Origin of the sequence: Chryseobacterium luquanense (assembly GCF_026460945.1) — a bacterium.
Lineage (GTDB): Bacteria > Bacteroidota > Bacteroidia > Flavobacteriales > Weeksellaceae > Chryseobacterium > Chryseobacterium luquanense.
The window spans coordinates 105,729-118,228 of record NZ_JAOVZV010000005.1; the positions used below are offsets into that span (position 1 = coordinate 105,729).

At 32.3% G+C, this 12,500-nt stretch carries 15 protein-coding genes; 9 read left to right on the forward strand and 6 right to left on the reverse strand.

The genetic code is table 11. From position 1 onward, the window contains the following. Positions 1–2: 2 nt before the first annotated feature. The 3 genes from rpsG to OEA66_RS07185 all read right to left on the reverse strand — a co-directional run bounded on the left by rpsG (position 3) and on the right by OEA66_RS07185 (position 2,427). Entirely contained in the window at positions 3–479 is a 477-nt protein-coding gene (rpsG, locus tag OEA66_RS07175; protein WP_055987532.1) for a 30S ribosomal protein S7, read from the reverse strand. Between the two features lie 23 nt (positions 480–502). Then, positions 503–916: a 30S ribosomal protein S12 gene (gene rpsL, locus OEA66_RS07180; protein ID WP_027383325.1), complete on the reverse strand. Its 414-nt coding sequence runs from the start codon at positions 914–916 to the stop codon at positions 503–505. Between the two features lie 134 nt (positions 917–1,050). Continuing rightward, positions 1,051–2,427 carry a hypothetical protein gene (locus tag OEA66_RS07185; protein ID WP_267280725.1) on the reverse strand — a complete coding sequence of 459 codons (1,377 nt, stop codon included), beginning with the start codon at positions 2,425–2,427 and terminating at the stop codon, positions 1,051–1,053. 136 nt (positions 2,428–2,563) lie between these two features. Between OEA66_RS07185 and OEA66_RS07190 the strand changes: the two genes are divergently transcribed. The 6 genes from OEA66_RS07190 to OEA66_RS07215 all read left to right on the forward strand — a co-directional run bounded on the left by OEA66_RS07190 (position 2,564) and on the right by OEA66_RS07215 (position 7,948). Next, positions 2,564–3,040 carry a Dps family protein gene (locus OEA66_RS07190; protein ID WP_267280726.1) on the forward strand — a complete coding sequence of 159 codons (477 nt, stop codon included), beginning with the start codon at positions 2,564–2,566 and terminating at the stop codon, positions 3,038–3,040. A gap of 96 nt (positions 3,041–3,136) precedes the next feature. Beyond that, complete coding sequence (gene pncB / locus OEA66_RS07195; RefSeq protein ID WP_267280727.1) at positions 3,137–4,315, forward strand: nicotinate phosphoribosyltransferase; 1,179 nt, start codon at positions 3,137–3,139, stop codon at positions 4,313–4,315. Positions 4,316–4,333: 18 nt separating this feature from the next. Next, positions 4,334–5,017, forward strand: a complete 684-nt coding sequence (locus tag OEA66_RS07200; protein WP_267280728.1) for a hypothetical protein — start codon at positions 4,334–4,336, stop codon at positions 5,015–5,017. Between the two features lie 48 nt (positions 5,018–5,065). Next, positions 5,066–5,575 carry a YciI family protein gene (locus tag OEA66_RS07205; RefSeq protein WP_267280729.1) on the forward strand — a complete coding sequence of 170 codons (510 nt, stop codon included), beginning with the start codon at positions 5,066–5,068 and terminating at the stop codon, positions 5,573–5,575. 58 nt (positions 5,576–5,633) lie between these two features. Next, positions 5,634–6,389, forward strand: coding sequence for a DUF5995 family protein (locus OEA66_RS07210; RefSeq protein ID WP_267280730.1), 756 nt, complete (start codon positions 5,634–5,636; stop codon positions 6,387–6,389). A 59-nt stretch (positions 6,390–6,448) separates the two neighbouring features. Continuing rightward, a complete protein-coding gene (locus OEA66_RS07215) occupies positions 6,449–7,948 on the forward strand; it encodes a DNA recombination protein RmuC (protein WP_267280731.1) in 1,500 nt (499 codons plus the stop codon). A 22-nt stretch (positions 7,949–7,970) separates the two neighbouring features. On the opposite strand, the gene OEA66_RS07220 is transcribed toward OEA66_RS07215, so the two are convergent. Further along, on the reverse strand, positions 7,971–8,711 hold the full coding sequence (locus OEA66_RS07220; RefSeq protein WP_267280732.1) for a trypsin-like serine protease: 741 nt from the start codon (positions 8,709–8,711) through the stop codon (positions 7,971–7,973). A 169-nt stretch (positions 8,712–8,880) separates the two neighbouring features. Here OEA66_RS07220 and OEA66_RS07225 point away from each other — a divergent pair, with 169 nt between their 5' ends. Further along, entirely contained in the window at positions 8,881–9,648 is a 768-nt protein-coding gene (locus OEA66_RS07225) for a TrmH family RNA methyltransferase (RefSeq protein ID WP_267280733.1), read from the forward strand. 76 nt (positions 9,649–9,724) lie between these two features. On the opposite strand, the gene OEA66_RS07230 is transcribed toward OEA66_RS07225, so the two are convergent. Next, the gene (locus OEA66_RS07230) at positions 9,725–9,982 is read right to left on the reverse strand and encodes a hypothetical protein (protein WP_267280734.1); all 258 of its coding nucleotides are present in this window, start codon (positions 9,980–9,982) and stop codon (positions 9,725–9,727) included. 183 nt (positions 9,983–10,165) lie between these two features. Here OEA66_RS07230 and OEA66_RS07235 point away from each other — a divergent pair, with 183 nt between their 5' ends. Together OEA66_RS07235 and OEA66_RS07240 are read left to right on the forward strand one after the other, a co-directional pair. Continuing rightward, positions 10,166–11,332 carry a hypothetical protein gene (locus OEA66_RS07235; RefSeq protein ID WP_267280735.1) on the forward strand — a complete coding sequence of 389 codons (1,167 nt, stop codon included), beginning with the start codon at positions 10,166–10,168 and terminating at the stop codon, positions 11,330–11,332. Beyond that, positions 11,316–11,891 carry a hypothetical protein gene (locus OEA66_RS07240; protein WP_267280736.1) on the forward strand — a complete coding sequence of 192 codons (576 nt, stop codon included), beginning with the start codon at positions 11,316–11,318 and terminating at the stop codon, positions 11,889–11,891. The genes OEA66_RS07235 and OEA66_RS07240 overlap by 17 nt, the downstream gene beginning before the upstream one ends. On the opposite strand, the gene OEA66_RS07245 is transcribed toward OEA66_RS07240, so the two are convergent. After that, the gene (locus OEA66_RS07245; protein ID WP_267280737.1) at positions 11,843–12,415 is read right to left on the reverse strand and encodes a 5-formyltetrahydrofolate cyclo-ligase; all 573 of its coding nucleotides are present in this window, start codon (positions 12,413–12,415) and stop codon (positions 11,843–11,845) included. The genes OEA66_RS07240 and OEA66_RS07245 overlap by 49 nt on opposite strands. Positions 12,416–12,500: the final 85 nt, after the last annotated feature.

Below are 12,500 nucleotides of genomic sequence, written 5' to 3' on the forward strand. Positions count from 1 at the left end.
AATTAGAATTTAAAGTGTGAGAAAGCTTTGTTAGCTTCCGCCATTTTGTGAGTATCAGATTTTTTCTTGTAAGCAGCACCTTCTTCTCTTGAAGCAGCTACCACTTCGTTAGCCAATTTCAAAGCCATTGACTTATCATTTCTCTTTTTAGAGTAAAGGATTAACCATTTCATTGCCATAGAAATTTTTCTGTCAGCTCTGATTGGCATAGGAATCTGGAAGTTAGCTCCACCTACTCTTCTAGAACGTACTTCTACGTGAGGCATAACGTTTGTCAATGCATCTTTCCAGATTTCAAGGGCAGTCTTTTCAGTTTCACCTTTTTTAGTTTCTACGATCTCTAAAGCATCATAGAATATTTTGAATGCGATTGACTTCTTACCGTCAAGCATCAAGTTGTTTACGAATCTAGTTACCAATTGATCATTAAACTTTGGATCTGGTAACAACGGTCTTTTTTTCGCTTTTGTCTTTCTCATTGTTTCTGTACCTTATTTAATGATTATTTTTTCTTTCCTTTAGCCGGTGCAGCTGCAGCTTGACCTGGCTTAGGTCTCTTAGCTCCGTACTTAGATCTTCTTTGAGTTCTTCCGCTTACTCCAGCAGTATCCAACGCACCTCTTACGATGTGGTATCTTACTCCTGGTAAATCTTTTACTCTCCCCCCGCGTACCAATACTATCGAGTGCTCTTGAAGATTATGTCCTTCACCTGGGATATAGGCGTTAACTTCTTTACCGTTTGAAAGTCTTACCCTTGCAACTTTTCTAAGTGCAGAGTTAGGTTTCTTAGGTGTGGTAGTATATACTCTCGTACATACACCTCGTCTTTGTGGACAAGAATCAAGTGCAGCCGATTTACTCTTCTTGGTAAGTGCGACTCTTCCTTTTCTAACTAATTGTTGAATAGTAGGCATTTAATTGCTTTTATTTTAGGGTGCAAAAGTAGTAATAATTTTTTAATTGACAAGTAGTTGCAAATAAATAATTTACATTCTTAAAAATTAATTAACAGAAACTTACGTTGCAGTTTCATGATGATCTAATGATATTATCGTGCAGAAAAATTTATTTCTGAAGTATATAAAACTTTTGACTTATCTTTTATAGTGTCCTGCATCAGCCATTTTATTTTGGGATTTAAAGTTCCAATGATATTTTCTTTGATGCTTCCTATTTGCTTATTGGTGTGGATATAATTGAAAGATTTATTAATAACAGGAATATGATAGTTTGTTGTTGTAACCTTATTTTTTTCGTCATTAAACAAATACTTCTTACCAACAAAACTTAACATTTGCGGCTCGATTTTATTTTTATTTTTCAGGAAATTACTCGGATCTTTTAAATTATAAACCGTAAGAAAAACAAAAAAGAAACATCCAATTCTCCACATCAATTTATCAGATATAGAATATTTAAAATATAAAATAAGAAATGAGAAAAAGATTGCAAAATTTGCGGCGGCCAACATCCTCACATTCATCTCCTCTATCTGTTGATACCAACCGGATGCAAATAAAGCTATGGAATATATCAATGTTGTAGTCCACAAAAATATATGGAAATAATAGTTTGAATCATTTTTAGCCTTTTTAAAAAATTTCAACATATAAATAAATAGACAAACATCTAATAATAATAAAAAAAACTGAAATCCTATACTTAAAAAACTATTAGACGCCGGTTTTATACCAATAAAAGGATCCGTCACATTTGTTACGCCCAAAATACTTCTTAATATAAATATTGAAGTTCTTCCCACCGGACCGCCACGCAAATTTTCACCTGTAAAACTTCCGAAATGCAAATAATTAAACAGCAAATATGAGCCAATTCCCAATCCAGATAAAAGAACAAACAACACAAAAGGTTTAAAATACAGTTTGTTTTTCAGTTTAAAAAACATCAAGAAAAAGAAAACCAATATTGATGCATATATATAGATACCGGAATATCGTACTAAAAACATACAGATTAACATTACAGAAGCATAAATTGCATTTTTATAATCTTTTTTTTCTTCAGAAAACAATTGATGCAAAAAGTAGAAAAGAAAATATAAGAAGAAAATAAAAGGTTCTTCAGACATCGCTTGGGTGAAGACAAAAAAGCAGGTTTTTCCTGTAAATAATAAGACAGTTTCTCTGAAATAAAACTTTTTAAAATATGAAAAGCTTAAAATAGTGATCATAAAAAGCAGACTCAAAATTCTGGCTGTCCAAAACCAATCGCTTACAAGATTATAAATCATTCTCAACATCACAGGATAACCCAAAGGAAAAAGATTGGTTTCAGGATGCGGCAAATCAACAGCAATTCCAAAATAAGAAAGACTGTCTGCTCCAATTCCGCCATTTGAAAAGAAAAAAGGCTGTAGAAAATAGATGATTACTATTAAGACCGCTAAAACTTTGTACTTAAACATTGCTTATACTATATTTTTTCACAATAATAAGAAATCTTATTCAGACAAATTTTAAAAACTTACTATAGCCAACTTCTATCACAATAATAAGTCTTATGGCACAATATTTCCTCTAAAAATGCAAATAAATAAACTTATGAAAAATGCCAACATTATCGGTCTTGAAGAAGCAGACTGCAAAAACATTTCTGAAAAACTAAATCTGCTATTAGCCAACTACTCCGTTTTTTATCAAAACACAAGAGGTTCACACTGGAATATTAAAGGAGACCAGTTTTTCACACTACATCCAAAATTTGAAGAACTTTACAACAGTTTAGTTTTAAAAATTGACGAAATTGCTGAAAGAATTCTTACTCTTGGAGCCACTCCGGCTCATAATTACTCAGATTATTTAACAGTTTCCACAATTAAGGAAAGCAAAGAGGTAAGCGACGGAAATAAAAGCGTCGAAATTATTCTAAATTCTTTTAAAATTGTTATCGATTTACAAAGAGAGCTTTTAGACATCACGGAAAAAGCTGGAGACGAGGGAACAAATTCTCAGATGAGCGACTACATTACCGAACAGGAAAAAGAAGTTTGGATGTATAATTCTTATTTAGGAAAGTAAAACTGGACAAAAATCGCCTTTATATTAGAAAAATCGTCTTACATTTAGACGATTTTTATTTTTAAATAATTATATTTGTGTTAAAATTACGCAATCATGCAAAGCATACACTTAAATTCCATCCTTGACAACGATTTCTATAAAATCACCATGCAAAATGCGGTGGTAAAATTATTCCCGAGTCAGATTGTAAAATACGAATTTATCAATCGTGGAAAACATCATTTTCCTGAAGGTTTCGATCAGGCTTTAAAAGAAATTGTCAACAAAATGGCTGAACTGAAACTCACAAAAGATGAGAAAAAGTTTTTAGCTAAAACCTGTCCATATTTAGATTTACCTTATTTGGATTTTCTTGAAGGTTATCATTACGATCCGTCAGAAGTGAAAATCGTACAAACCGGAAACGAACTTTCCGTTACCGTTGAGGGGCTTTGGTACAGAACAATTCTTTGGGAAGTTCCGTTACTTGCTTTGATTAGCGAACTACATTACGAAATGAATCACATGGAAAGAGATTCCAACGAAGTCGTGATGAATAAAACTCTTGAAAAAGCAGATTATCTAAATAAACTTGGCGTTACTTTCGCAGAATTCGGAACCCGAAGAAGACATTCTCACAAAGTACAAAATCTTGTAATGGAAGCTTTAACGCAGAAAAAAGATTCTACATTTATTGGAAGCTCCAACGTGCATTTTGCGATGAAATACAATGTAAAACCAATCGGAACACACGCTCATGAATGGTTTATGTTTCATGGAGCTGAATTTGGATTTAAAATGGCGAACGAATTAGCCCTTGAACACTGGGTCGATGTCTATCGAGGTGATTTGGGAGTTGCCCTTTCCGACACTTATACGACGGATGTTTTCTTTCAGCAATTTGACAAAAAATTCGCAAAACTTTTCGATGGAGTTCGTCATGACAGCGGTGATGCTTTAGAATTTGCAGACAAAACCATTGCACATTATCAACGTCACGGAATTAATCCTTTATTTAAATATATTATTTTCTCTGATGCTTTAAATCTTGAAAAAGTAGAAGAAATCACCAATTATTGTAAAGGAAAAATAGGAGTTTCTTTCGGAATCGGAACTAACCTGACCAACGATGTCGGTTTGAAGCCAATGAATATCGTTATGAAATTAATCGGTGTGCAAGCCACAAACAAAGAATGGATTCCTACCGTAAAACTTTCTGACGAACACGGAAAATACACCGGTGACCCAAAAATGATCGAATTGGCAAAAGAATTTTTGAGAATTAAAGATTAACTTTCATTTTAAAATCAAATGCGAATTAAACATTTTGTTATCATAACATTGCTTCTTTTTTCTTGTAATAAAAGAGGTCATCATGATAATAAATTTGAGAATATTGATGTTTTCAGTGAAGAGCAAATAAATAATTTTACTCAATTTTTCATTGAAAACCTAGATAACAAAAATGATTTATTTTCATTTGTAAAGAACACAAAATTTTACGGCAACAAACTTGAAAAAAATGCAATTCTATTAAAACCTGAGAGATGGATTATCACCAAAGCTCAACAGGATTCTATATTTAGCAGTGAAGATTTAATTTTTGTAAAAAAGCAAACAACGGATAAGAAAGAATATTCGCTTAATAGGAAAAACTTCAAGAAAAAAATTATCAATTCTGATTCTTTGAGAAATGAAAATAAAAAATTTAGTGATTGGCAAGATAAAAAAATAGACTCTTTAAGAAAAATAAGCGTTTCAAAAGCAAAGGAATATATCTCACATGAAGCATCTAGCGAATATCAGAATTATATCAAAAAATACACTCCAATATTATATATCAATAAGCCAATATTTTTAAAAGATAAAAACAGAGTTATTTTTTCCTATCATATCTATTCAGGATACTTGAGCGCGTATAGTGAAACTGCCATTTTTGAATTTAAAAATGGTAAATGGCATAAACTGAAAATTATTTATTCTACAATTAGCTAAAACTTCCGACATTTATAATTGCTAATAAACTTATTAAAAACATTTAAAATGATGAAAAATATATTTCTACTTAGCGGAATGATCTTCACTTTGGTTTCTTGCTCTGTTCAAACAAAAGCTCAAAATGGGAAACCTGGAAAAGATGGCGTGTCTTCAAATTCTAAAACTCTCTTTAACCAAAAACTGGCAGACTCTCTAGGTGCAGACCAATATGGAATGAAAGGTTACACGATTGTAATGCTTACCACCGGAACTGCAAAAATTGACGATAAAGATAAAAAAGCCGAGCTGATGAAAGGTCACATGGAAAATATCGGAAAGCTTGCCAAAGAAAGAAAAATTACTGTTGCCGGTCCGTTCTTAGAAAAGAATAAAGAAAACTATCGTGGAATGTTTATTTTCAATACAAAATCAAAAGAAGAAGCCGAATCTTGGGTAAAAACCGACCCCGCTGTTGCTGCCGGACTTTTCAGTTATGAAATATTTTCTTGGTACGGCTCTGCAGCTTTGCCTCTGTATTTGAAACATCATGATGAGATTGCGAAAGAGAATCCTTAATTATTTGCCTCACATTTTTTGTGAGGTTTTTCTTATCTTTAAATAAAACTAAACCATCATGAAAACCATCGAAGAAGTTCTGAAAAAATTAGATGAAATTATCGCTTGGAGCAAAACAAATCAAAGTCCGGTAGGATATTTTGCCAGTACTTACAGAATGATGACCGCTCAGGTTTTGAAAGGAATTCAACAGAAAAAATTTGAAGACAATCCTAGAATGACAATGATGGATGTTGTTTTTGCAAGCCGCTATCTTGATGCGTGGGAAAATTATTCTAAAGGCAGAAAATGCAGTAATTCGTGGTATTTAGCGTTTGAAGCAGCGAAAAACAAAGACCTTCTGATTCTTCAGCATATTTTTCTTGGGATAAATGCACACATCAATTTAGACTTGGGAATTTCTGCTGCTTCAATTATGCCTTACCGAAAAATCAATCCCCTGAAAACCGATTTCGAAAGAATCAATTCTGTGATTTCTTCGATTAATCAAAATGTTCAGGATTCTTTAAATAAGATTTGCTATCCCGTCAGTCTCATCGACAAACTTTCCAACGGAAAAGATAATGCCGTTTTAGATTTTGCGATTTCAAAAGCGAGAGACACTTCTTGGGCAACTGCCGTGATTTCTTCAAATACTCCAAATTTCCTTAAAGATTCGGTTATCACTATTGTAGATTACGCAGCAGCGAAAGTTGCTTCACAGATTTTAAATCCGAAATTACTTTCGTCAGCTTTAGCCAAAGAATTAAAGAAATGCGAAAGCAATGATGTCGTGAAAAATATTGAGATTTTAGAACAAACAAAAATCATTTAATTTATCCACATTAAGGTTTTCCTCAAAGAACCTATTTTATTGTTTTGTAATTTTGAAAAATGGAAGTTACTTATCTAATCATCGGATGTTTTGCCGGAGGAATAATCGGGGCAGTTATCATTTATTATGTTTTGAAATCTACGATGATTTCAAGAAATTCTTATGATGAGTTAAACCATTCGCACATTAAATCAAATGCAGATTTAGAAAATTCCAACACTAAAATTAAAGAATTAGATCAAATTATCAGAGATGAAAAAGAACTTCATGTTCAGCAAACCGATTTACTAAATGATTTAAAAAACGAATTTTCAAAAATTACTGCAGAAAACAATTTATTTCAAACTCAATTTAACGAGCAAAAAATTTTAAACCAAAAGCAAATATCTCAGATTGAAAGCTTACTGTCAGAAAAGCAAAATCTTTTTGCCCGGAATTCTGAACTTTCAGCGATTAATGACAGTTTGCAGAAATCCCTGGAAACACAGAAAGAGGAAATCACCAAAATCCAAGAAACCGCAAAACTTGAATTTAAAAATTTGGCTAATGAAATATTAGAAGAAAAATCAAAGAAATTCACCGACTCCAATAAAAAGAATCTTGATCTTTTGCTAAAACCTTTAGGTGAAAACTTAGAAAGCTTCAAAAAAAGAGTAAATGAAGTGTACGAAAATGAAACCCGCGAGAGATTTTCTTTAAATAGTACCATCAAACTGATGATGGAACAATCCAGCAAAATAAGCCAGGAAGCGAACAATCTGGCAACAGCTTTAAAAGGACAAACGAAAACGCAGGGCGATTGGGGAGAAATGATTTTGGAAAGAATTTTGGAAGATTCCGGATTAACGAAAGACCGTGAATACTTCACCCAATTCAATATAAAAAATGAAGAAGGAGAAAATCAGCGTCCAGATTTTGCCTTAAAACTTCCCGGAAACCAACTGGTAATTATTGATTCTAAAGTTTCACTAAATGCTTATGAAAGAATGGTTTCGGCAGAAACTGAAGAAGAACGAAAACAAAATTTGCTACTTCATATCTCAGCGATGAAAAAGCACATTGACACTTTGGCACTGAAAAGGTATGATAATCTGAAAGAATCGTTGGATTTCACCATTATGTTTGTACCCATAGAGCCTGCATTTCTAACGGCATTACAAAGTGATAATCAGTTGTGGAATTATGCTTATCGTAAACATATTATCCTACTAAGTCCAACTAATTTGGTCGCTTATCTGAAACTAATTTCTGATGTTTGGAAAAGAGCGGATCAAAATCAAAATGCAGAAGAAATTGCACGCCAAGCTGCTGCTCTGTACGATAAGTTCGAAGGTTTCGTTTCCGATCTTTTGAAAATAGGAAAGAAAATGGATGATGCAAAAACAGATTATGAAAGTGCAATGAAGAAATTATCTACCGGAAGAGGAAGTTTGGTTTCCAGTGCTCAGCGACTGACCCAGATGGGTGTAAAGCCTAAAAAAAACCTGCCGGAAACTCTTGTGGAAAGAGCAACTGTTGATGAAATACAAACCACTGAGGAATCCCAACTTCCTGATTAATCTGTTTTCAAATTTCTACAATTTAATCCTTACCGATTTGTTTATCGTGATCTAAAAAAGAAATCAATCCATCTAAAGTACATGGTGAAAAATATTTTTTCTTAGTGTCCGGATCTTCAGTTCCATTAGAAACAATACCAACAAGTTCGCCATTTTCATCAACAACGGGAGCACCACTTAATCCACCGAATTTATCTGGAACTGCAATATCTTTCAGCAGAATTCTGTTTTTAATCGTTTTGTAATACTCGAATTCATAAACTCTTTGAGGTCCGCTTTCCATGGTTCTTGTCCAGCCAATTACATATAATTTTTCACCAGCTGTGAGTGGAGTTTTTCTTATATTTAATACTTTCACTTTTGTATCATTATTTTCAATTGAAAAGACAAGCCAATCATTAGTATAAGAAGATTTATCTTCTAAGTTTTCAGACTGATTAGTGTTTAACAAATTTTCTGTTGTCACAAGCTCATTTTTCTTATCCAATACATAAAACGACCAACTTTTGATGTGATCCTTAAAAGATAAAGTCTTCATTTCTTTTGGTTTAATAATCTGCAATAAATGTTTTGCCGTAATAGCATACGTCTCATTTTTATACTGCAATAAAAATCCACAGCTAAATCTCGGCTGATCTAATTCTTTATCGTTAAAATCAATTTTGTTGACCAAAGCAATTTCTTCAAAAGTTTTTGCAGATGTTTTATTTTGACAGCCATACAGGGAAAATAGAACTAGAGAAAGTAGATTTATTAATTTCATGGTAAGATGTTTTTAGCGAATTTAAACATTTTGCTCAATCAAAATTCAATTTCGCCTGAATGAAATAAAAGGAAGCCAAAAAATCCGGAACTAATAAATGATCAACAATGTCCACAAATCATTTTTAAAATTTATTTTTGCAAAGAATTACCTTTATTATCCCCGCATTATGATTATCGAAAGCTTTCAGAACGAAAAAATAAAAAACATCACCAAACTTTTAACGGACAATCGTTTTCGTAAAAAATCGGGAGTTTTTGTTGTTGAAGGGCAACAGGAAAACGAAAGAGCGCAGAAATATCATTTTGAAGCGGAAGAGTTTTTTATTTGCGAAAGTATTTTTAAAGGTAAAACCCCAAAACAAAAAATCCATTTGGTAAGCGATAAAGTGTACGAAAAAATTGCTTATCGCGGAAGTTCAGAAGGAATTATTGGCATTTACAAAGCAAAAGAATCAAATTTAAATGATTTTAAACCTAAAGACGATTCCACTGTAATTATTGTAGAAGGCGTTGAAAAACCAGGAAATCTTGGTGCAATTTTAAGAAGTTGCGAAGCTTTCGGAATTGATGCTTTAATTGTTGCTGACGGAAAAACCGATTTTTACAATCCTAATGTCATTCGCTCAAGTGTTGGTTGCCTTTTCGGGATGGAAATTTTTCAGGCTGAAAACAATGAAGTGCATGAATTCTTACAAAAACATGAATTCAATATGTACACCACGATTATGGATGAAACATCTGAAGATTTATATAAAAGGGATTTTAAAAAACGTTCAGCAGTTTTATTTGGGACAGAACATTCTGGATTAAGTGATTTCTGGTATGGAAAAGGGCAAAATACTTTAATTCCTATGAGTGGAAGTATTGACTCTTTAAATTTGAGCAATGCTGTTGCGATTACCTGCTACGAAACTTTGAAACAGAAAAAGTCTTAGATTAATTTAAACTATAAAGACATAAAAAAACCGCCTCACTGAGTGAAACGGTTCTTTTATTTTAAGTCGGAGCTGATTAGTGTTTAGCTTCTTCTTTCTTAGCTTCACCTTTAACTGCTTCAGTAGCAACTTTAGCGTCAGCTTTTACTGAATCAACAGCAACATCAGCATTAGTTTTGATAGAATCAACAGCAGCATCTTTAGTAGAATCGATAGCAGTAACTACTGAATCTTTGTTAGCTTCTACAGAATCAGTTGAAGTTGTAGGCTCACCTTTTTTACAAGCAACTAAAGAGATTGCAGCGATAGCAGCTACGAATAATGACTTTTTCATAATAAATTAAATTTAATTTGTTAATATTGTTTTTTAAATCTTTTTCTCTGTTCGGTTATTTGAACAAGACAAAGGTATAGCAGATGTAAAATTTGTTTATGAAAAATAATTGTAATAAATTTGTAAAATAGTTTTACAAATAAGCAAAACTGAAAATCAACAATTTAACTACTTTTTTATAAAGTGACAGATCTAGACCTCTTACATTTTGAGCAACTTAAAAAAGACGTTCAAGCTCAATATTTGAAAGAATATAACCCTTCCTATGATGAAATTTCAAAATGGAAAGGTATCGATATTATATATTTTCAGGAAGACCTTAGAAAAAAGGCAAAAGGTAACATCAGCGAAAAGTCTTTTTACACTTACTTTAAATCCTCACCGGTTTCAAAATTACCTCGTATTGATATGCTGAATTTATTGAGTATTTATACGGGCTACGACTCATGGTACGACTTTAAAAAGAGCCATCTTTTTGCAGGAGAATTATTGACGGATGATAAAGATTTAAGTGAAGATGAAATGAAGGAACTTGAAAAAACAGTTTCAAGTGCACTAAATCTACCTAAAACTGAAGAAGAACCTAAAAAAGAGGACTTTAAAACAGAAGAAAATACAGTTTTACAAAAAAACAATACTGAAAATCAACCTATTGATGGAAATTCAGTAAATTTTAAAACAACTGAAAAACCACAAATAAAACCCGTAAAAAAGAATCATCAAAGAACCGCTTGGATTGCTGCAACTTCAGTTTTTGTGGTTTTATTAGGACTTTTAGGTTTCAAGGATGAAATTTTTCAAAAAACTTATACTTATCATTTTACCGATGCAGATAGAAATCTTGGTGTGCAAAGTGATATTGAAATAAAAGTTATTAAAGAAAATGAATCTCCAATATTATACAGAATAAAACCAGGACAACCTTTTGTATATCCTTCTAAAGATAAAACCCTGAAGATGAAGATCAGTTCTGCAGTTTATGAAAATTTGGAAGTCAACAGAAATCTTGAAAATGCTCCTGAAAATGAAACTATTGAGCTAAAACCTGATGATTATAAGATGGCGCTTTATTATTTCTCCATGAAAGATATCAACGGAGAAAATTCTGAGGAGCTAATCAAACAAAAAAGAAAACAATTAGAAAATCTCATCAGTAACGAAGCCGTTATTACACAGGTTTATGACAGCGATGTTTACGGATTAGAATCACTCGACAAACAAAAATATATAACACTAGTAACCACACCTACTACTGCCTTAAAAAACCTCAATGTAATTGAGATGAAAAAAGAAAAAGGCAAGATAGTATCTATTAAATTCAAAATATCGACCCATGAAAACAGCAAATAAACTATGGATTTTCATCCTATTGATGGGCTTATTTACTTCTTGCGTAAAAAAAGAAGAACCAACCGTAAGTGATCTTGAAAAATTAAGAACCAGCAATAATACAAAGTCATATCCGGCTGTGCAGATGGACAGCGCTCAGGTAATTAAAGATATTACCACCCAGAAAGTACAGCAATTGCTTGAGCTTTCTACGCTTTATCTTTCAGGAAATAAAAACACGGAGATTGACAATACAATTTACTCTCAAATGCAGGGTTATTTTCACAACCCCGATAGTTTGACGCTTAGACCTTTATTTAGAGAATTAGACAGCTTAAAAGTAAAAACAATCAAGGTTAACAATCTGCAAGTGTACAAAGAAGTACAGAATCAGGATACTTTGGATCTTGCTAAGTTTAATGTGGAATATTTTGACAGTAAAAATAAACCCATCGGAACTTTTGAAAGAAATGCGCGCTATACATTGATTTCAAAAGAGAAAAAAGAGTTTAAATTCTATTTTATCAGCATTTATTCTCTGCCTAAAAAAGACAGCACATCAGTTGGTGTGACGAGATAATCTAAGGGAATATCATTTTCCCAGACATCTTCAATGATAATTTCGGGGTTAAAATAATTAACTCCGATTTTTTTTGTTTGTTTTGAAATATTTTCAAAAAAATGATCGTAAAAACCTTTTCCATAACCTACTCTATTCCCCTTAGAATCACAATACAGCAAAGGGGTAATAACAAAATCAAAGTCTAAAATTCCAGAATCTTCATTGGAAATTGGCTCAAAAATCCCCCAATTGTTCACTTCAAATTTCGAATCAGTAAAAATTTCGACTGAAATCAATTTTGTATCAACGATTTTAGGAACAAAAACCTGAATATTCCGGCTTAAAAAATAATCAATAAAAGTCTGTGTTTGTATTTCATTAAACTTATCAATCGGAATGAAAATATGTACTTTCTGCCCGGAAACCGGTTTGAAATAATCAATAAAATTTTTAAAAATCTTTTCTGAAAGTGAAAAAATCTCATCGGATGACAAGTCTTTTCGTTTTTGTAGATACAATTTTCTGATTTCTGATTTTTTCATTTTTAAATTTAAAAAAAGTTGCGCTCCTGAGAAACACAACTTTGTAATTTATACGGATAAACTGAAATCTATTTACCTAAATATG